The 19,891-nt window shown below is 37.6% G+C and carries 18 protein-coding genes and 1 pseudogene; 6 read left to right on the forward strand and 13 right to left on the reverse strand.

Features of this window, described 5'->3' with window-relative positions:
* Positions 1-279: 279 nt before the first annotated feature.
* On the reverse strand, positions 280-1,146 hold the full coding sequence (locus ACIQZI_RS14120; protein WP_403074068.1) for a nucleotidyltransferase-like protein: 867 nt from the start codon (positions 1,144-1,146) through the stop codon (positions 280-282).
* 179 nt (positions 1,147-1,325) lie between these two features.
* Between ACIQZI_RS14120 and ACIQZI_RS14125 the strand changes: the two genes are divergently transcribed.
* Positions 1,326-1,685, forward strand: a complete 360-nt coding sequence (locus ACIQZI_RS14125) for a YgzB family protein (RefSeq protein ID WP_062183417.1) — start codon at positions 1,326-1,328, stop codon at positions 1,683-1,685.
* Positions 1,686-1,831: 146 nt separating this feature from the next.
* Here ACIQZI_RS14125 and perR read toward each other — a convergent pair whose 3' ends face one another.
* The 5 genes from perR to ACIQZI_RS14150 form a co-directional block, all read right to left on the reverse strand.
* Complete coding sequence (gene perR, locus ACIQZI_RS14130; RefSeq protein ID WP_403074070.1) at positions 1,832-2,269, reverse strand: peroxide-responsive transcriptional repressor PerR; 438 nt, start codon at positions 2,267-2,269, stop codon at positions 1,832-1,834.
* A gap of 168 nt (positions 2,270-2,437) precedes the next feature.
* Positions 2,438-3,382, reverse strand: a complete 945-nt coding sequence (locus ACIQZI_RS14135) for a D-2-hydroxyacid dehydrogenase (RefSeq protein ID WP_403074072.1) — start codon at positions 3,380-3,382, stop codon at positions 2,438-2,440.
* Positions 3,383-3,570: 188 nt separating this feature from the next.
* Positions 3,571-4,680 (reverse strand): aminopeptidase, encoded by a 1,110-nt coding sequence (locus ACIQZI_RS14140; protein WP_403075146.1) that lies wholly within the window; start codon positions 4,678-4,680, stop codon positions 3,571-3,573.
* 12 nt (positions 4,681-4,692) lie between these two features.
* Positions 4,693-5,163 carry a thioredoxin-dependent thiol peroxidase gene (gene bcp / locus ACIQZI_RS14145; protein ID WP_403074074.1) on the reverse strand — a complete coding sequence of 157 codons (471 nt, stop codon included), beginning with the start codon at positions 5,161-5,163 and terminating at the stop codon, positions 4,693-4,695.
* A gap of 73 nt (positions 5,164-5,236) precedes the next feature.
* Positions 5,237-5,656, reverse strand: a complete 420-nt coding sequence (locus tag ACIQZI_RS14150; RefSeq protein ID WP_403074076.1) for an ion channel — start codon at positions 5,654-5,656, stop codon at positions 5,237-5,239.
* Between the two features lie 861 nt (positions 5,657-6,517).
* Here ACIQZI_RS14150 and ACIQZI_RS14155 point away from each other — a divergent pair.
* Entirely contained in the window at positions 6,518-6,670 is a 153-nt protein-coding gene (locus ACIQZI_RS14155) for a YfhD family protein (protein WP_157279614.1), read from the forward strand.
* Between the two features lie 185 nt (positions 6,671-6,855).
* Here ACIQZI_RS14155 and ACIQZI_RS14160 read toward each other — a convergent pair whose 3' ends face one another.
* The 3 genes from ACIQZI_RS14160 to ACIQZI_RS14170 all read right to left on the reverse strand — a co-directional run bounded on the left by ACIQZI_RS14160 (position 6,856) and on the right by ACIQZI_RS14170 (position 11,000).
* Complete coding sequence (locus tag ACIQZI_RS14160; protein ID WP_403075149.1) at positions 6,856-8,274, reverse strand: MFS transporter; 1,419 nt, start codon at positions 8,272-8,274, stop codon at positions 6,856-6,858.
* A 241-nt stretch (positions 8,275-8,515) separates the two neighbouring features.
* The gene (speB, locus tag ACIQZI_RS14165; protein WP_062183436.1) at positions 8,516-9,505 is read right to left on the reverse strand and encodes an agmatinase; all 990 of its coding nucleotides are present in this window, start codon (positions 9,503-9,505) and stop codon (positions 8,516-8,518) included.
* A 145-nt stretch (positions 9,506-9,650) separates the two neighbouring features.
* Complete coding sequence (locus ACIQZI_RS14170) at positions 9,651-11,000, reverse strand: sigma-54 interaction domain-containing protein (protein WP_403074079.1); 1,350 nt, start codon at positions 10,998-11,000, stop codon at positions 9,651-9,653.
* Between the two features lie 298 nt (positions 11,001-11,298).
* Here ACIQZI_RS14170 and ACIQZI_RS14175 point away from each other — a divergent pair.
* Positions 11,299-11,518 (forward strand): annotated as a pseudogene (locus ACIQZI_RS14175) (IS4 family transposase); the annotation flags it as partial.
* A gap of 94 nt (positions 11,519-11,612) precedes the next feature.
* Here ACIQZI_RS14175 and ACIQZI_RS14180 read toward each other — a convergent pair.
* The 3 genes from ACIQZI_RS14180 to ACIQZI_RS14190 are packed head-to-tail and all read right to left on the reverse strand — an operon-like array spanning position 11,613 to position 14,250.
* Positions 11,613-12,398, reverse strand: coding sequence for an ABC transporter permease (locus ACIQZI_RS14180; RefSeq protein ID WP_403074081.1), 786 nt, complete (start codon positions 12,396-12,398; stop codon positions 11,613-11,615).
* 4 nt (positions 12,399-12,402) lie between these two features.
* The gene (locus ACIQZI_RS14185; protein WP_062183444.1) at positions 12,403-13,194 is read right to left on the reverse strand and encodes an ABC transporter permease; all 792 of its coding nucleotides are present in this window, start codon (positions 13,192-13,194) and stop codon (positions 12,403-12,405) included.
* Between the two features lie 48 nt (positions 13,195-13,242).
* Positions 13,243-14,250 carry an ABC transporter ATP-binding protein gene (locus ACIQZI_RS14190; protein ID WP_403074084.1) on the reverse strand — a complete coding sequence of 336 codons (1,008 nt, stop codon included), beginning with the start codon at positions 14,248-14,250 and terminating at the stop codon, positions 13,243-13,245.
* Between the two features lie 115 nt (positions 14,251-14,365).
* Between ACIQZI_RS14190 and ACIQZI_RS14195 the strand changes: the two genes are divergently transcribed.
* The 3 genes from ACIQZI_RS14195 to ACIQZI_RS14205 all read left to right on the forward strand — a co-directional run bounded on the left by ACIQZI_RS14195 (position 14,366) and on the right by ACIQZI_RS14205 (position 17,872).
* Positions 14,366-14,671 carry a hypothetical protein gene (locus ACIQZI_RS14195; RefSeq protein ID WP_403074086.1) on the forward strand — a complete coding sequence of 102 codons (306 nt, stop codon included), beginning with the start codon at positions 14,366-14,368 and terminating at the stop codon, positions 14,669-14,671.
* Positions 14,672-14,817: 146 nt separating this feature from the next.
* Positions 14,818-16,116 carry a glutamate-1-semialdehyde 2,1-aminomutase gene (locus tag ACIQZI_RS14200; protein ID WP_062183453.1) on the forward strand — a complete coding sequence of 433 codons (1,299 nt, stop codon included), beginning with the start codon at positions 14,818-14,820 and terminating at the stop codon, positions 16,114-16,116.
* Between the two features lie 679 nt (positions 16,117-16,795).
* A complete protein-coding gene (locus tag ACIQZI_RS14205; protein WP_403074088.1) occupies positions 16,796-17,872 on the forward strand; it encodes an FUSC family protein in 1,077 nt (358 codons plus the stop codon).
* 114 nt (positions 17,873-17,986) lie between these two features.
* Here ACIQZI_RS14205 and ACIQZI_RS14210 read toward each other — a convergent pair whose 3' ends face one another.
* The gene (locus ACIQZI_RS14210; protein ID WP_403074090.1) at positions 17,987-19,750 is read right to left on the reverse strand and encodes an ABC transporter ATP-binding protein; all 1,764 of its coding nucleotides are present in this window, start codon (positions 19,748-19,750) and stop codon (positions 17,987-17,989) included.
* Positions 19,751-19,891 lie beyond the last annotated feature (141 nt).

The raw sequence follows: 19,891 nt of genomic DNA on the forward strand, positions 1-19,891 counted from the left end.
CTCCAAAAAGTGTTTGACTTGCTCATTGTTTTTATAGTGTGTACTCACTTCAATTAAAACGTTGGCGCTTTGTTTTGTTCAGTTTTCAAAGAGCAATTTGTTATCGTTTATCTCGTAAGCGACTTTATCAATTTAACACGTTAACTTATGTACTGTCAACATATTTTTCAAAAAAGTATTTCGAGATGTTTCTCCGCCGCTGTGAAAGCTTGTGCCCCTCAGCGACGTATATAAATATAACATCATACAAACATAAGGTCAACATCTTTTTTAAAATAATTATCGAACTTGATAATTACGATGATAAATTTCATGCCCCTTGGTCTCAATTTCAACGACTTCAACTATCGTCTTATGTATTAAGTATTCTAACAACACACTTAAATCAACTGCATAATGGGCGATTTCAGGATGTTCCATTAATTCTGATATGCTCCAGTAACCTTGTCTTTCTTTCATTATTTCTAATAAATGCTGTGAACCTGTATTAGTTCTGGAATAGATAAGAAATTCACTAGCGAGAAACAAAAGTTCAAGCCTCTTCTCGATAGTTTCCTCACTGTTGACAAGCTCCTCATACAGTTTAAAAATTTCTGGTTCTATATATTTCACTTGATTCCAGACCGTTACTTCTGGATAAAATCCTTGTTCAATCACTTCTAATCTAGCGAGATGGTGCAAAGAATGGACCACGTGATTATAAGCGTCTAGATAGTGTCCATCTTCAAAAAATGCTTTTCCATCCATATACCTTCTTATTAATTTCGCAAATTCGATACCGATCTTAATTTTACGTCCATAGAAAGGGAACTCACGAAGCTCCGTTTTAAGATTGTAGAGATATTCATTACGATCATATAAAACCTTTCCATTTTGAAGCCAATCGACTACTTTTCGATTCGTGCCAAGCAATAACCATTCTTTTAATTGATTTTCGTGGACAATGTGCAGAGCTGCTTTTTGATCTTTATATGTATAATGTTTTAAGAAAACTGGTTCTTCCGCTTCATTTACTATTACAAATAAAATATAATCGAAAGTGTCTGTATTAGAGCTTGTGTTTTTTCTTTTTTCTATTAATAATATACCTAGCGTTGACTTTAAGCTTGCTCGCTCTTGATAAATCGGACGAAGAATATCTTCCATTTCTTAATTCCCCCAAAAAATTGTGGTATGTTTACTTGTTCGACATTCCACCTGTAATCCCTGCATTAGAACAATCTTTTATAGATACTTTCCCGTTTCTTGATTTGCTATATTTTTACTGCATGTTGTTCTTCTTTTCCAATAAAATATGATATAGTAAAATTTCAGGAGGGACAACTATGGCGAAATATTCTAGTAAGATAAATAAAATCAGGACATTTGCTCTCAGTCTGATCTTCATCGGTTTTATTGTGATGTACGGAGGGATCTTTTTCAAATCCCATCCAATTGTTATGACGATTTTTATGTTACTCGGTCTTCTATTCATCGTAGCTAGCACGGTCGTCTATTTCTGGATTGGTATGCTCTCGACAAAAACGGTGCAGGTGATTTGCCCAAACTGCAGTAAGCCTACAAAAATATTAGGCAGAGTAGATATTTGCATGCACTGTGATGAATCTTTAACTCTTGATAAAAGTCTCGAAGGTAAAGAGTTTGATCAAAAATATAATCGTAAACAAACTCAACACGAACAATGAGAGGCAGCATCACTGTCTCTTTTCTTCCTACTAGTAATCTACTTCACCTTGTTCTACCCATAATTCCAACATGTAATGTCATTATGCAGATAGCTTACTGATTTCTAAACATAAAAAAGTTCCAGCCTTGGTAGGCGGAACCTTTTTTAGTGCAAGCTTTTCCCTTGGCAATCTGGACAGTCTCCGTAAACCTCTAAACGGTGGGTATTCACTTTGAATCCAGTGACCTGTGAAGCAAAGTGCTCGACTTCATCTAACGCTGGATAGTGGAAATCAACAATTGTGCCGCACTTTTCACAAATCACATGGTAATGGTTTGTTGTGACAAAATCGAATCGCGCAGAAGAATCCCCATAAGTTAATTCTTTAACCAGACCAACTTCACGAAATACTCGCAGATTATTATAAACTGTTGCCACACTCATATTTGGAAATTTACCTTCCAAAGCTTTATAAATATCGTCTGCCGTTGGGTGAGACATCGAGTTTATTAAATACTCAAGTATTGCATGACGTTGAGGGGTGATACGTACTCCGGTATCTTTCAATGAATCCAATGCTTCTTTTAATAGCTCTTGGGACACCGTAATGCACCTCTTTTTCTTATCAAGTAGATATTCTTACATTATAATATTTATAATTAGTGTACCTTTGATTGACTCACTTTGTCAATGCTTCTCCTATGAAGTCTTGACAATGCCTTGGAAATTCATTTAATTTTACCATATCGAGCACTTGTCTTTAAAACCAAATTAATATCCTTTTTCTGGATCAACCTTATTAACAAAATTAGATTTGCCATCGAGATAACTAGAAAGATTTTGTTCAAAAATCCGGAACGCCCGTGGTAGATATTCATAGGATCTGCTTGATAAATGAGAAGTTACGGTCACATTATCCATTTTCCAGAATGGATGACCCTTTGCTAATGGCTCAGGATCGAATACGTCGAGAATCGCGTGGGCAATCTCTTGGTTAGCAAGTGCCGAAAGCAAGATATTCTCGTCTACTACGTCTCCTCGTCCGATATTTACAAACACAGCCGAATTCTTCATCACCTTAAAGTGTTCTTCTTGAAGGAGCCCCTTTGTTTCATAAGTGGACGGTAAAATGGATATAAGATAATCCGCTTGTGGAAGCGCAGGAATGAGAGCATTCTTCTGAATGATTCTGTCGATATATTCAGTCGGGCTACCACTTCGATTCACGCCTACCGTCTTCATGTTAAATGCTTTAGCCATGCGGGCAATTTCGCCACCGATTGCACCTGTACCAAGGATTAGCATCGTCTTCCCATTTAGTTCCCCTACTTTAATGTCACGGTCCCATTTTTCATTCCTTTCATTTTCAAGCAGCAACCGCCCTTGTTTTTCGTGAAGTAGAACCATAGCGAATGTATATTCAGCCATTGGGGTTTTATGTATACCCCGGGCATTTGTTACGAGAATACCTCGTTCAATAATTGCGTCAAAGGGCATTTTTTCAAGACCTGCAGACATGACCATAATCCATTTAAGCTTGGAAGCTTTTCGAATATGCTGATTTTCTAAATCTTCACCGTATGTAATTATAACTTCAGCTTGGGATAATTCACCTACCGCAAGTTCCTCTTGATAGTGAAATTCAATATTTGGGAAGTTTGCTGCGATATCAGTTTGAATCTTTTTGGATGGTACAATCGTTGATAATACAAGCATATGAATTCCTCCAATAGGCAATTGTTTTCTCTTTATATTATTTACGCATAGTCGATTATTTTTTTCATAAAAAACCGCGAGCAATTGGCCCGCGTAAGTTATTCTGAGGAGGTATTCCCATACTTTAATATATTCAATGATAGAAAAGTTGAGTTGGACAATAGCCTTTCCCAAGAAAAATAGGCAGGCTATTTTAGTTGATCAGGGTTCAATCCTACTAGCTCTGGCAATGTAAATAGACCGTCCTTGCGGATACAAACATCATCAAAATAGATTTCTCCTCCACCATATTCAGGTCGTTGAATTAACACCATATCCCAATGAATACTTGAACGATTTCCGTTGTCCGCTTCTTCATAAGCCTCACCTGGCGTGAAGTGTAGACTACCGCAAATTTTTTCATCAAAAAGAATGTCACCCATTGGTTCTGTAATAAATGGGTTTACGCCAATAGCAAATTCACCAATATAACGGGCACCTGCATCTGTATCAAAAATTTCATTCATTTTTTCCGTTTGATCAGAATTCGCTTCAATCAGCTTACCTTCTTTAAAGGTTAATGAGACGTTTCGAAAAGTCATGCCTTGATATGGACATGGAGTATTAAAAGTAATCGTTCCATTGACACTATCCTTGATTGGAGCCGTAAATACTTCCCCATCCGGAATATTATTTTCACCTGCACAAACAATGGCTGGAATACCTTTTATTGAAAAGGATAAATCCGTTCCTGGTGATACGAGACGAACTCGATCAGTACGTTCCATTAATTGCTTCAGCGGCTGCATGGCACTGTCCATTTTTTCATAATCAGCTGTACTTACATCCAATAAAAAATCCTCAAAGCGGCTTAAGCTCATGCCAGCTTTTTGTGCTAAACCCATTGTTGGGTAGTTAAGTAGCACCCAACGACGATTATTGACATAAAAGAATGTCGGCTTCTTCATCGCTTCACCGCGAATTCGATGCTTCTCTGCTGGCACTTCTGAAAGCTCAGCATCATTTTCTTCCCCATAAGCAATGATGACTGCATCTGTATCTTCATATTTTTTCATCATCCAAGAAGCAAGTGTTTTAAGTTGTTCTTTTTCGTAGCCCATCGCTAAATGACGGTTCAATTCGTCATCCATAATATCGATGTATGGATAGGCTCCTAATTTATACGTTTCATCAATTAATTCTTTCATTAACGGTTTTGCATTGTAGTGCCCTCTTATTAATACACGCTCTCCCGCTTTTAGTTTTATCGAATGGGTTAGCAGGACATTCGCCAGTTTATTCAGTCGTTCGTCTCTCATCATATCCCTCGCTTATTCTGCTTTGTTTCGCAAGTATTCGAGTGCTTCTGCAACATGGCCTTCTACCTTAACTTTACGCCATTCTTTGACTAGTGTTCCTTTTTCGTCGATTAAAAAAGTCGAGCGCTCTATTCCCATATATTCTTTGCCGAAGTTTTTCTTCAACTTCCATACTTCATATGTTTCAGAAACTTCATGATGTTCATCCGCTAATAATGTAAACGGCAGACCGTGTTTGTCGATAAATTTCTTATGGCTTGCTATTGGATCTGGACTGATTCCAAAGATAACCGCATTAAGCTCATCAAACTGAGCGTGCTGATCCCTAAAATCACATGCTTCCGTTGTACATCCTGGTGTCATATCCTTCGGGTAGAAAAATAGTACGATATTTTTTCCTAGATAGTCAGATAATGAAACTTCCCCGCCTTCGCTTGCATGAAGTGTGAAATCTGGTGCTTTTTCTCCTACTTGTAATGTCAATTTGATACCCTCCAGTTTCTATTCTATAGGTTCTATAAATTAGGGTACCTAATTTTTTCAGCAAAGACAACTTTCATTTCTTATTTCGCTCATACTGGTCCAACTCGCTCACCGTTCGAATTACAAAGGCTACCGGCAGTGCATAGCCGATGAACGCTTGAATCGTCGCTACCATTCTTCCCACTCCAATTGGACTGATATCCCCGTAACCGACAGAAAACATCGTCATTGCACTGAAATAAAACGAGGTATGTAATTGTTGGAAGAAATCCCCTTCCACTCTCTTGCCATTATCAAGGATCACGGAATGATTTTGCAGTTCAAACAAGAGATATATTAAAGCAAAACCAATTAAGATTGTCGCATATAGATTAACCGCCCACCCAAGTGTTTCCAACGAAAATCGTTTCTTATCTCCAGTAGTCAAGAATAATGTACGGATACTCATGACCATACAAAAAATACTAGCAATGAACAATGCATAAAAAGTCATCCCCATTCCTCTTTTCACGATAAGGTGAAACTTCCTTCGGCTAAACTAGGATAAAACTCCCTCATACTATACCTACTCCTTGTCCAGCTCATATATGCGAAAATGAACGAAATTGAGGTCAGACCCCATCCCCATCAAGCTAACACTGAAGAATAGTTAGATAAGAGCTATTTTTATAAGACAATCGTCCATACTAATAAAGAAAAACACGCTAAATATTCCTGAAATAGGTCATTTTTCTGTGTTATGCTGTTTTTGTAAATCTAGATTTGAGCCACTTGATTTTCAAATTTACCACCCACCCTTATGATATAAAGTGACGAAACGATCTTCATAGGGAGTTGCAAATGTAGCTTACATAAAGTTTGATTAAAAACCCTCGTTCTACGGAAAAAAAGACCCCATTTTGAAAGATGTAGATCAAAATGGAGTCTTCTCTTCTTTGAACATAGGTGGACATTAGTCAAGTAGTCCCAGGGGATTTAACTCAAAGCAACTCAGCTAAAGCATCCTGCCCGTCTTTCTCCAACGCACGCCTCCATTTCGTTCCAGCCCGGTATTATCCGAAGCCCAGCCTTCTATTCGAGGGAGCAGATCTTGGAGGCTGATTCAGGGAGTTATGCTCAAGGAAGCATTCATGCGGGAAGATTCATTCTGCAGCCATGACCGCAGCTGATTCGGGGAAGGAAAGCTAATCATCGCTGCATGGAAGCAAAAGCAAAGAAGCGAACTCATAGAAGTCGATCACTCAGTAAACTCAAAGCAGCCGATCCGTCCTTCTCTATGAACAAATCTAATGATATAAAAATGTGATTCATAGCCATACTAATAAAGATTAAAATTTCATTAGGAGGCAATATTATGGGAAGATCAAACAATCAAAAATCATCTAGCAGTAAAAATTCATTACCTCAAACTCCAAAAAACTTAAAAATAGAACCGGATCGTGTGGATCAAGAGTTTTCTCGTGAGCTAGGTGAAAGTGGGAAAATAAGAGCTACAAGACCTAAATGAAACTTTTTTTTAAAAAGGAAGTATTTATGCGAGCAGATTCATTCTGCAGTCATGATCGAAGCCGATTCGGTGAAATACAGTTGCCCATCGCTGCCTTGAGAAAATAATGTGTATTTTATCAACATATAGAAAACAAAAAGAAGTTAATCATCTATATATAGTAGGTGATTAGCTTCTTTTTCTCATTATATGGACTTTTTCAGTGTCGTCGATGAAAGCTCGGGTACCTTTTTCCCCTCGTTGTCCGAAATTGTTAACATTATAAAGATTAATGATGGGATAGCAAAAGCTAGGTTTACCATGATCCCTGCAGATGCTGCCAATTCTGTGTTTCCAGTTGCTACGATTGCACCATAAACTGCTGTTGAAATCGCTATACCAAATGAAAAACCAAGTGAGCTGGACATTTTATAAATTCCTGAAGCAACACCAACTTTATCTTCTGGAATATTTACTACGGCAGTATCAGTAGATGGAGTTGCGTATAATCCAAGTCCAATACCCGAAAGCATGAAACCAATAAAGACGGTGATTACATATGCTAAGTCCGGTAAGAATGTTAGCGCTGTTAGACTAATCCCAAGAGGAGTTATTATTGAAGCTGCAATCATTGGTTTTCTTGCACCTACTTTTTGCAACATTTTCTCACCTACACGAATCATCACGAGCACAGCGACTAAGTTACCTATTGTTAATAAACCTGTTTGAAAGGCTGTAAACCCTCTCGCTACTTGCACATACGTATTCGCAACCACAACTGTTCCAGCAATTGCATTTTGTAAAAAATTAGAGGTTACTGCTCCCGTATATGCTTTAGTTTTAAATAAGGAAAATTCAATAAATTTATTTGATTTTTTTATTTCAACCATAAAGAATATAGCACTTCCAATGATAATTACACTCATTAAAGCAACAGTAAGCGGACTCATCCAGCCAAACTCGTGTCCACGTGTAACTACTAAATTTAATGCCAGCATAATGATAATAAAGATGAAGAGACCAGTAAAATTAAATTTAGATGTGTTTGATTGTTCAGCTTTACTTTCTGGTGTATCTTTCAATAAGTACATCGCAACTAAAGAAATAACAATGGACAAGACAAAAATCCATCTCCAGCCCATATACGTAGCAATCGCACCACCTATTAAAGCACAACAACCGGCTCCTCCCCATGAGCCAAATGACCAATAACTAAGAGCACGCTGTCTATTTTCTCCCTCGAAATTCGCTTTAACTAAAGCAATAGTTGACGGCATAATACATGCTGCAGAAATCCCCTGGATGATACGCCCAGTGATTAAAAGTGTAGCATTTTGTGCTAAAACAAGGCATAGGGATCCAATAATGCTTAAAATCAGTCCTAAATAAGTCAGTCTCTTACGGCCAGCTTTATCTGAAATTCCACCAGCTGCAACAATAAACATACCTGAAAATAAGGAAGTTAAACTGATGGCAATATTTAGAGTTCCTAAAGATATACCTAAATCTGCTTGAATTGCTGGAATAATATTTACCATTGACTGAGCAAACAGCCAAAATGTAAGTACAGCAAATACAATGCCGATAATCATTTTATTTGAACCGTGGGCGCTTGTTTCCATTATGTTCCCCCCTATAGTCTAGTCTAAAATCTTTATCTCATTTTTATCTGATACCCCGAAGTAAAGCGCTTTCATATTTGTTAACTAAAAAAAGATTATGAATTAAATATCTACTTAATATGTCTCACTTGTTCATAATAGAGATTTTTAATGGGGACTACCCAATAATGTAACATACTTATTAATGGACTTGATGAAATAGAGAAAGGAATTTATATCTTTCTCTATTTCATCAAACTTACTTTTATCTATTTACTTGTATAGTTGAAGCTAGTTGCAATTTATTTTCTTTTTCCTTTAATATAAAACTAATAAAGTCAAGAATAAGCCTTGCCCCTACCTGACTCGTAATACCGGTAGGGTCGTACGGAGGAGATACTTCTACTAAATCGAAGCCAATTACATTTCCTCTTTTCGATATTCCTTCCAACAGCTCATTCACTTCATCATAGTACAAACCACCAGGAGAAGGCGTGCCTGTTCCTGGTGCCAAAGAAGGGTCTAGTCCATCGATATCGATTGTTACATAATAATTTTCCCCTTCAGGGATTAGATCTAATACCGAATCGATTCCCATTTTTCTCATTTGTCTTGGTGACAAGATTTCGCTGCCATAATCTTTAGCGGCATCTACATCTTCCTTTTTACTACTACTAATACCACGAATGCCAAATTGGAACATTTTATCGACATGATCCATTTCTGCTAAACGACGAAGTGAGCTTCCATGCCCGAATCTTTGCCCCGAGCGGTGATCCGCCCAATCCAAGTGGGCATCTATTTGGATAACGTGGAACGGACCAATGGAATCTAACGCTCTTCCGACTGGAATGGTAATGGAATGATCTCCGCCCATTACGACAGGCATCACTCCTTTGGAAATGATTTTTCTAATCGATTCTTCAACATTGTCGAAGCTCTGCTCCAAATCACCATGTACCATATCTACATCTCCACAATCGACTACTTTGCAGTCAGGCCCTAAATACATAATATCTTTTTCAATATCATAGGCTCCATCTAAACCGAAACTATATAAAGTGGAACCTTCTCGTATTCCACGTGGTCCCATCCTTGTACCTGATTTCCACTGCGTACCCATATCATAGGGCACTCCAATAACAGCCACATCTGCATCTAGTTCATCAAGGCTTGTACAGATTGGATACTTGCCAAATGAGCAAATTCCCGTAAACGGAAGGTTAAGAACTTGTTTTTCATTTTGATTAGTCATTATAAATCCCCCTCATAATATAAAAGTTTTCATTTCAAGAAAAAAGGACTTTGTAAGCACTGTCTTTCTTGTTATCTTTATTTAATGCAAGTTCCATGCCAACAGCAGAGATAAGGATTTCACCAAAAAACCTAGTCAACTTTGACTAGGTTTTCTTAACATATTGATTGATTTTTCGATTGGCTGTGGATTGACTAATCCCTAACTTCTTTGCCAGCTTAATACTGCTTGGATATTTTTCATACATCCGAACAATATAATCTCCTTCAATTATCTCGATATATTGATCTAATGTCAGATCCCCTTCTTTTGAAGGAGAGATACCAACTTGGTCAACGTCAATAAAGTTTTCATTTGAAGTAATTAATATGCGCTCTATGAAATTTCTAAGTTCCCTTATGTTCCCCAGCCACTCCTGTCTGTTTAGCCAAGAAATCATATTTGCGGAGAATTCTTTATTCATATTGTGTTTATCGTTAAACTCATCTAACAGGTCAGAGACTAATAGATTTATTTCTTCCCTTCTTTCACGTAAAGGGGGAATTGCAATCTTTATGACATTAATTCTGTAATATAGATCTTCTCGAAATCTTTTTTCAGCAATTAATTTTTGTAAGTCTTGGTTTGTGGCGCATATTATTCTACAATTTAAATGAATGATTGAATGGCCACCCACTCGCTGAATCGTTCGATTTTGGAGAACGGACAATAGATTAACTTGGAGTTTGAGCGGCAGCTCAGAAATTTCGTCAAGAAAAATGGTTCCTTTTCCTGCAGCTTCAAAATATCCTTTCTTTCCACCTTTTCTTGCGCCAGTGAACGCTCCTTCCTCATATCCGAACAGCTCTGATTCAATTAATGATTCAGGAATGGCTCCACAGTTTACTTCGATAAAAGGCTCATTCTTCCGATTGGATTTTTGATGAATTTTCTGAGCAATGTAGTTTTTTCCAACTCCCGATTCCCCTTCCAATAATACTGTGACATCTAAGCTGGAGACTTTTTCAACAATACTAAATACTTGTCCCATTTTTCCTTTATTAATAGGGGAAGCGTACATTTGTTTATTTTTCATCTTTTCAATTTCTTTTTCATATAAAAGCATCGTTTTAGCCACTTGATCATTTGTTTTTTTGAGATAATCAAGTTCTGTAATATCCCTTGAAAAGCTAAGGGCCCCCCAAAGCTTTTGATTTTCATCAAAAATTGGATAGCCAGACACAACTAGTTTTCTCCCCATTGCAGTTTCTTGAATGATTGTTTCAATTTTTCTTGTTTGCAACACTTTTCCAGTAACCGAAGGAGACAGTATACCATTCTTCTCTAATGTAAATACATTTTGATTAATAATTTTCTCGGTATCGATTCCAAACAAATCCTTAAATTTTTCACTTAAAAATATAATGTTGCCGTATGCATCTGTTACAAAGATTTCGTCAAATGAATGTTTAATAATTTTTTCTAAAAGTAGATGATTTTGCTGTGATGAAAGCATTCATTATCCCCCTAGTCAGTTATGACTACATATTATTCTAAATTGACTATATATTCAATCATATACTGGCGACATTATAAAAAAATATTTATTTCAACCATCTTTTAATGCAATTAATTTCATTTGTGAAGTTTTTAGCTTATTAAATTAAAAAAATAGCGAGAGCAATGAAATAAATGTCATTGTTCTCGCTATAGGGGTGCCGTCACATAGCCATCAAGCTAACAAAACGAATTCCCCCCAAATGAAAAAAACGTTATTCTTTCAGAAAAATACTCGAAAAGGATGACGTTTTTTTATGAACCTCTCGCTTTCTGAAGAATTACAACGCTTTCTATCTCCAATAGTCCTACAAGATATCGCCAAACAAGTTGGCTTTGTACAGCGATCTAGTAAGTATCAAGCCAACGAACTCATTGCCCTTTGGTTATGGCTCAGTCAGGAAACGCTAGCCATCACTTACACAATTGTGCAGTCGGTTAGAAGCTTCTACTGTTAGCTTGATGGGTATGTGGGGTCAGACCCTATTTCCCAATTTCCTAAATACACAAAAACCCCTGTTATACCAAGGGTTTTGTGGTCTTATGTAGGGGTCAGACCCCATTTCCCAGGTTAATTCCCGGCACCTCGGTATTTACGAATTCCTCTGTTCCAGATGAAGATGGATAGTGTAAAGAAGATAATTCCGATTAGCGGTGTTGCGAAAGAAAAGGCGTACCATTCTTTTTTACCAAGGAAGTAGGCGGCTGGGTATACGCCGACAAAGGCAAATGGTAGAACCCATGTTAACAGAAAGCGAATGACTTTATTGTATATATCAACCGGATAGCGACCATAGTTACCGATATTGTACATCATCGGCATAATGGAGGTTTTGGCATCCGACCAAAAACCAATACTCGCAATGGCAATGAAAATCGCCGCATATGCTAGTGCCCCGCCAATCGCAAATAAGATAAATAAGAACGGATCATACCAATTAATGGCTAGGTCTAAAGAAGAACCAGCATAGATGACTATTACAAGTCCTGTCACAACACCAAAAAGCGATTCAAGCTCCATCCTCTCAAGAATAACTTGAAACAAACTATGTATCGGCCTTGTTAATATCCGGTCCATCTCCCCTTTCACAATATACCGTTCATTAAAGTCCCATATGTTAAAGAAAGAACTGAATAAAGCAAACGGAATAAGAAAAAAACCATAAATAAAGATAATTTCGTCACGGCTCCAACCGCTTAAAAATTGCGTATGTCCAAATACAACAAGAATAAAAACTAAGTTCACCGCCTGATTCAGAAAATCAGAAATCATTTCTACAATTAGATCGGCTCTGTATTCCAACCGAGTTTTCATATATTGGCTCATATATTGAAAAAACATCGTTACGTAAAACATCACTTCAACCTCCCTGTATGATTAGCTGTTTTTTCGCGGCTGTCCAAAGTAGTCGAATAGGTATCAACAAAATAAGTACCCAAACTGATTGTTGAAGTAATGCATAAACGATTTCACTACCACTAAAACCATTGGTGAAAATCATACTCGGGACATAACTAATTCCTTGAAACGGCAAATACTTCATAATATCTTGAGCCCAAAATGGATAAAAGCTAATCGGTAAAATCAAGCCCGAAAAAAGGTCAATGATTACCCTTTTGGCCCGAATTAATCCTGCGTTATTATAAAAGAAGAACGCTGTAATTCCTGTAAGTAGATTAATCTGTGTGTTAATAACAAAACTTAACAACAATGATATACCGAAATATCCCCAACTTACCGGGTTATAAGGGAGTTGAATCGGAAAAATGAGCGCAACCAAAATCATTCCTGGTATTGAAAAGAAAAAGAATCGGAAAATTCCTTCTCCCAACCCTTGCATCGTTTTCATCCCTAAGTAGTTATAAGGTCGAATCAGTTCAATCGCTACTTTCCCTTCTTTTATTTCAGCTGCGATTTCACGATCAATGTTGTTAAAATAAAATGCACGCGCCATCCATGCAATTGCTACATATGTTGTCATTTGGATGCTCGTTAATCCTTCAATAGAGGATTTTTCTCCGTAAATCGCATTCCATAAAAAATAGTAAGCACCAATATTAATACTATATATTAATATCCCCGTATAATAATCTGTACGATACGCCAGCATCATCAAAAAGCGCATTCGTATCATCTCTACATACTTATCCAAGATTCGAGCTCCTTTCTATTGAGCATTTGAACGAGAAATTCCATACAATCAATTCATGCCTTTTTCATAAATATTACGGACAATCTCCTCGATCGATGTTTCATGAATTTTCACGTCTTTAATTTTAAACTGAGAAACTACAACTGAAATCAGTTGAGAGATATTTTCATCTTCTTCTTTTAAATAAGCAATATAGGTTTGGTTTTTCTCGTCATATTCCCATTCGGCAGAAAACGTGAGTGGTAGAGACTTCAGCTCAGATAGGTTTACATGATTCATAAACTGAAAGTGGATTTCTTTTTGTTCAGCCCAGTTATTTTTCAAAGAATCCAGCTCACCATCATACACAATTTTCCCTTCATCAAGCATAACCACTCGGTTACATAGGGCTTCAATATCCCCAAGGTCGTGGGTTGTTAATAAAATGGTCGTATTGTACTTCTCATTAATTTCTTTAAGAAATTCACGGATTTTCAATTTAACGAGTACATCAAGTCCGATCGTCGGTTCGTCCAAAAACAATAGCGGTGGATTATGTATCAATGCTGCAGCTAATTCACAGCGCATGCGTTGACCAAGCGAGAGCTTCCGAACAGGTTTATCTAGTAAAGGACCGATGTCGAGCGTTTTGATGACATGACCCATATGCTCGTCATATTGCTGGTCCGATACTTTATACACTTTTTTCAGTAATCTGAATGACTCCTGAACGGCAATATCCCACCATAATTGAGAGCGTTGTCCAAATACAACGCCGATCGTCCGTGTAAACTTTTCTCGTTCACGATGTGGATTCATCCCATTCACGCGTAGTTTTCCTGAGGTGGGCTCTAGAATTCCAGTCAACATTTTAATCGTTGTCGATTTTCCTGCTCCATTTTCGCCAATATAAGCTACCATCTCGCCTTGTTTTACAGTAAAATTAATATCGTTTACTGCTGGGACAATTTTATAGTTCCGTGTCAACAAATCACGAAATGCACCTCTTAATCCTGTACGGCTGGAATACGATTTGAATTCCTTCCGCAGTTGAGTTACTTCAATTGCATTGTTCATGTACTATTCCTCCAATTGCCTTAGTTACCCAATGAATTAGTCTATCCAAAGCTAAGTTGTAAAACAATAAAAATGCCTAAAAGGGTTTAAAACCCGTGAAAGCGAGTTGAGTAGAATGAATAAAATCGGTTCTGTACAACAATTAATCTTATCACAAGTTGAAAAACTAGCTCAAAATAGCGGATACGATTTTCTTTTTGAATCAGATTATGGAGAACTGCTAGGACAAATTATTGAGAGAGATGATTCTGGTTCCATTACCGAAACACCTTTTAGCTTCAAATTATTTATTAATGAAGAAAAAGGTACTGGAAAAATTATACCCTACAATCCCAAAGGAGAACTACGCCATCAGGAATTTAACATCCAAAATCCCCAAACCATTATCGCACTTCTCACCTTCATTCAGACGCATCTTTAGGGGGCAGACCCTATTTCCCGAACTTTCTTCCCCCTCGTAAATACACTTGTAGCAAGGGGGTTGGAATGTAAAGGCAGGGGGCAGACCCCATTTCCCGGATTAATGGTATGATAGGGAATGACGTTATTTTAGGAGGTTGATTTTGAATGAATTTTACGAATTCGGAGCGTTTACATAAGGAAGCGTTAGAGCATATTGTTGGAGGTGTGAATAGTCCTTCTCGTTCATACAAAGCGGTTGGCGGTGGTTCTCCGGTTGTGATGGAGCGCGGTGAGGGTGCTTATTTCTGGGATGTAGACGGCAATAAGTATATTGATTATCTAGCTGCATATGGCCCAATCATTACAGGTCACGCACACCCTCATATTACAGAAGCGATTAAGAAAGCGGCTGAGACAGGAGTCCTCTACGGAACACCTACTCCTCATGAAGTGAAGTTCGCGAAATTGCTTAAAGAAGCGATGCCATTTATGGATAAAGTTCGTTTTGTCAATTCAGGTACTGAGGCAGTCATGACTACAATTCGCGTAGCACGTGCGTATACAGGCCGCGATAAAATCATTAAATTTGCCGGTTGCTACCATGGTCACTCTGATCTTGTTCTCGTTGCTGCTGGTTCCGGCCCAGCAACACTTGGAACACCGGATTCTGCTGGTGTAACGAAAGCAATCGCGAAAGAAGTAATCACTGTACCATTCAATGATATCGAGCCTTTTAAAGAAGCACTAAAAACATGGGGAAGTGAAGTCGCAGCTGTCCTTGTCGAACCAATTGTCGGCAACTTTGGCATCGTGGAACCGAATCCAGGATTCTTAGAAGAGGTCCTTGAATTAACACACGAAGCTGGCGGACTTGTTATATTTGATGAAGTCATCACAGCATTCCGTTTTTGTTACGGCGGCGCCCAAGACATGCTCGGAGTGCAGCCAGACTTAACCGCGCTTGGAAAAATTATCGGTGGTGGTTTACCAATCGGAGCATATGGTGGTAAAAAAGAAATCATGGAAACCGTTGCACCACTCGGACCAGCCTATCAAGCTGGAACAATGGCTGGTAACCCAGCTTCCATGTTATCAGGTATTGCCTGCCTAGAAGTCCTTAAACAAGAAGGCATTTATGATGAACTCGATCGACTAGGTGCAATTCTAGAAGATGGTATCCTAAAAGCTGCCCAAAAACACGATACAGAAATTACGATTAACCGTTTAAAAGGTGCTTTAACGATTTTCTTCACAAACGAAAAAGTTGAAAACTACGAGCAAGCTGAAAATACAAATGGAGAAGTATTCGCGAAGTTCTTCAAACTTATGCTTCACCAAGGCATTAACCTTGCTCCTTCAAAATACGAAGCCTGGTTCTTAACAATCGCACATACAGAGGAAGATATCCACAATACATTAATTGCAGTTGATCATGCATTTAAAATGCTTAAAGAACAAAAATAATGGTATAACTATACTCTTTCGTTCAAATCTAGAAGTCAATGACTTCTAGATTTTTCTTATTAAGAAAAAACAAAATGAATCGTCGACCAATTCCTCAAATTCATCAATACTCACTTACCATTAACTGCACCGAACCAGCTATGCCAAGTGTCATCTAAAGAACAAATGCAATCTACCCATTTTTTCAATTGAAGCATAAATTTTAGATTCATGGCATATATTTCAATTTCGATGCAAATAATCTGTTTCCGTCCATTTCCTACTATCTTAAGCCGCCTTTATTGCATATGAAGTGGTTCATCCAAGTGAATCTGTCAAAATCCTTGCCCACCTTGCATAGATCAGCCGTTTTTTCATATATCAGCCGAGAGTTGAATTCCAATCACTAAGTATAAGAAAAGCAGAAAACCCGAATTCCAACTCCTCACTTTTGAAATGATGTAATTGGCTTAATTTAAGCTTTACTATCCTTCTTTCTATCTATCTTTCCACATTTACCCGTTCATTTGTAATTATCACTTGAAAGTATGCTAATAACCATGTATATTACATTATTGTTTACTTGTAATCTTTTACGTGTAAAGTAGTACGTACATAGATGAATCCTTACTTTTATAATTAAATAATTATCGCATACATGTATAGTAAAATATTGAAGAAGAAGAAAGGAATTTAACTCATGAAGTTTGGTGCCCGCATTATTAAGACGGGAATCGCAATTGTTTTGGCATTATATTTAGCTCAACTTCTTAGCCTGCCAGCTCCAGTTTTTGCTGGAATTTCTGCTATTTTTGCTATTCAGCCGACGATTTATCGATCATTTAAGACAGTTATGGAGCAAATACAAGGAAATATTATTGGGGCAGTCGTCGCGGTTTTATTCGTATTGCTTTTTGGAAATAATTTTTTTCTCGTCGGATTGGCCGTAGTGGTTGTCATAACGATAAATTTAAAGTTAAAAATGGAAAATACGATTGTTCTGACCGTTGTTACCGTGATCGCGATTATGGAGAACCAGCAAGGTAATTTTCTGGAATTCGCATCTTTCCGGTTTCTGTCCATTTTATTAGGAATTCTCTCTTCATTCCTTGTGAACTTGGTATTCATTCCGCCAAAGTATGAAGCGAAGGTTTACTCACAAATTAGTAGCACCACCGAAGATATCTTAAAGTGGATTCGAATTAGTACACGCCATGCCTCTGAGCATACGCTACTAAAAAAAGATATCAGCCGTATCAAAGATGACTTAATAAACATGGAGCAGCTTTTTTCCATGTTTAAGGAAGAACGCAAGTACAAGAAGGAAAACATCTCTACATCCAGAAAGCTTGTCGTATATCGGCAGCATATCATTACAACAAAAAAAGCCTATGAAACTTTAAGGCGGATTCATAAATTTGAAAATGAAATTAATATGATGCCTGATGATTTTGAGTTGAAGATCATTCAACATATCGATTGCCTCATTTACAAGCATGAAGAAATGCTACTGAAGCATATTAGGAAAATTCGAGTAGGGAGTTACGCAGAAGACTGGATGGAAAATTGTTTAACTAGGGAAGAACTGCTGGATTTATTTTTCAAACAGCATAATGAAATGGATCATGAACTAGCTGAGCTTTCCACTAGATTAGTTCCACTCATTGCATACATTAATGAGTATGACGAACAGCTCGAACATCTTGAAAAGTTAATTAACAGTTTCCAATCGTATCATAAAGATGAAAACCAGGTATCAGTTAATCTAAACGATTGAGAGAACTTAGATTCACGAATAACGAGCAAGAGGCTGACATATGTCGACCTCTTGCTCGTTATTCATTTTCTTTTTTAACTACTATTTGACATCAAAATCACGATATTCTCCGTGTCAATCAGCAGTTTGTTCTGTTAAGTTGAGTTGTTGAACTTGGAATAATTGGTAATAGCGACCTTGCAATTTCATTAATTCATCATGTGTACCGATTTCAGCAATCTCTCCTTGATCAATTAAGACAATTCGATTCGCATGAGTGATAGTCGATAGTCGGTGGGCTACAATAAACGTAGTTCTTTCTTTGGCCAATTTTTCGAGGGCTTCTTGAATAAGATGCTCACTTTCTAAATCTAACGCAGATGTTGCTTCATCCAAAATAAGTAACGGCGGATTTTTCAGAAAAACTCGAGCAATAGCCACCCGCTGTTTCTGGCCACCCGAAAGCTTGACTCCACGTTCACCAACCTTTGTATCATAGCCCTCCGTAAGATTCATAATAAATTCATGTGCATTCGCAGCTTTAGCTGCCTCTATCACTTCTTCGTCTGTGGCATCTGGTTTACCCATGAGGATATTCGCTTTCACAGATTCACTAAATAAAATATTATCTTGTAGCACCATCCCAATTTTGTCTCTTAGACTACGAACTTTGAAGTCACGAATGTCTTTTCCATCAATCAAAATGCTCCCTTTACTAACATCATAAAAGCGCGGAATCAAACTAATTAGTGAGGACTTCCCACCACCACTCATTCCAACTAATGCTATTGTTTCTCCTGCATTGACATCAAGGTAAATATTTTTCAACACATCTTGCTCATTTTCTGCATAGGCAAATGAGACATTGTCAAAAGTAATTCCACCTGCAACTTGCTTTAATTCAACGGCCTCTTGTTTATCATCAATGTCATATTTTTCATCTACCAATTCAAACACTCGATCCATTGAAGCCAATGTTTGGGTCATAGTCGTTGAGGAGTTGACGAGACGACGCAGTGGGTTGTAAAGGCGATCAATAAAACCAATGAAAGCCACCATCGTTCCCAAGGTCAAATTCCCGTTAATCACCTCATAACCTGCGTAGCCGATTACCAAAAGCGGCGCAATATCGGTAATCGTGTTCACAACAGCAAATGATTTCGCATTCCAGCCCGTATGCTGAAGAGCTTTATCAAGGAAATTCTTATTTTGTTTACTAAACCGCTCTTGTTCATAATCCTCGATAGCAAAACTCTTTATAACCGGCATTCCTTGAACTCTTTCGTGTAAATGACTCTGTAGGTCGGCAAGAGCTTGAGAACGAATTCTCGTATATCCACGTAATCTGCCAAAGAAATACTTGATTGAGAATACATAGAATGGCAACATAATTAAGCTGACAATGGTTAACTTAGCATCCATCGTATACATAATCGCCACAGAAAAGAATATCGTTGCAATATCTAGCCATAAGTTCATTAAGCCCGTTATGACAAAATTCTTCGTTTGTTCTACATCATTAATCACCCGGGAAATCACTTCCCCAGATCTTGTGTTGCTATAGTACTTAAAACTGAGCTTTTGAATATGGGTAAATAAGCTATTGCGAATGTCGTAGAGAATCTTTGTACCGGCCCATTGGGCAAAATATTGCCGATAATATTCAATCGGCGGACGTAGCACAACAAAAACAAACAGCATAATCCCAATGACCCAAAACAGCTGATTTGTTTTTTCATCCACAGACTTAGAACTTGCAATAATATCATCCACAACATATTTGGATAAAAGCGGGATTAATAACGGAATGGCAAATTTCAGCAAGCCAATTAATATCGTACCTGTAATCTGCCATTTATAAGGTTTTACAAATTGCAAATATCTTTTTATGCTGTCCACAGAAATCCTCCATTTTTTCTAAAGGTGATACTAAAATAAAATCACGCAATTTCACCAATCTACTGTTTTTCACTTACAACGTTGTTGATTCGAAAGTAAAAGGATGTCCCCAAAGGGTCTGACCTCACATTCTATACACCG

Source organism: Peribacillus sp. NPDC096379 (assembly GCF_044762875.1).
GTDB lineage: Bacteria > Bacillota > Bacilli > Bacillales > DSM-1321 > Peribacillus.

Bases quoted from the DNA above. Each gene is read 5' to 3' on its own strand.
- ACIQZI_RS14120 (WP_403074068.1), bottom strand. From the start codon at position 1,146: ATGGAAGATATTCTTCGTCCGATTTATCAAGAGCGAGCAAGCTTAAAG.
- ACIQZI_RS14125 (WP_062183417.1), top strand. From the start codon at position 1,326: ATGGCGAAATATTCTAGTAAGATAAATAAAATCAGGACATTTGCTCTC.
- ACIQZI_RS14135 (WP_403074072.1), bottom strand. From the start codon at position 3,382: ATGCTTGTATTATCAACGATTGTACCATCCAAAAAGATTCAAACTGAT.
- ACIQZI_RS14140 (WP_403075146.1), bottom strand. From the start codon at position 4,680: ATGAGAGACGAACGACTGAATAAACTGGCGAATGTCCTGCTAACCCAT.
- ACIQZI_RS14150 (WP_403074076.1), bottom strand. From the start codon at position 5,656: ATGACTTTTTATGCATTGTTCATTGCTAGTATTTTTTGTATGGTCATG.
- ACIQZI_RS14155 (WP_157279614.1), top strand. From the start codon at position 6,518: ATGGGAAGATCAAACAATCAAAAATCATCTAGCAGTAAAAATTCATTA.
- speB (WP_062183436.1), bottom strand. From the start codon at position 9,505: ATGACTAATCAAAATGAAAAACAAGTTCTTAACCTTCCGTTTACGGGA.
- ACIQZI_RS14170 (WP_403074079.1), bottom strand. From the start codon at position 11,000: ATGCTTTCATCACAGCAAAATCATCTACTTTTAGAAAAAATTATTAAA.
- ACIQZI_RS14180 (WP_403074081.1), bottom strand. From the start codon at position 12,398: ATGTTTTACGTAACGATGTTTTTTCAATATATGAGCCAATATATGAAA.
- ACIQZI_RS14190 (WP_403074084.1), bottom strand. From the start codon at position 14,250: ATGAACAATGCAATTGAAGTAACTCAACTGCGGAAGGAATTCAAATCG.
- ACIQZI_RS14195 (WP_403074086.1), top strand. From the start codon at position 14,366: ATGAATAAAATCGGTTCTGTACAACAATTAATCTTATCACAAGTTGAA.
- ACIQZI_RS14200 (WP_062183453.1), top strand. From the start codon at position 14,818: ATGAATTTTACGAATTCGGAGCGTTTACATAAGGAAGCGTTAGAGCAT.
- ACIQZI_RS14205 (WP_403074088.1), top strand. From the start codon at position 16,796: ATGAAGTTTGGTGCCCGCATTATTAAGACGGGAATCGCAATTGTTTTG.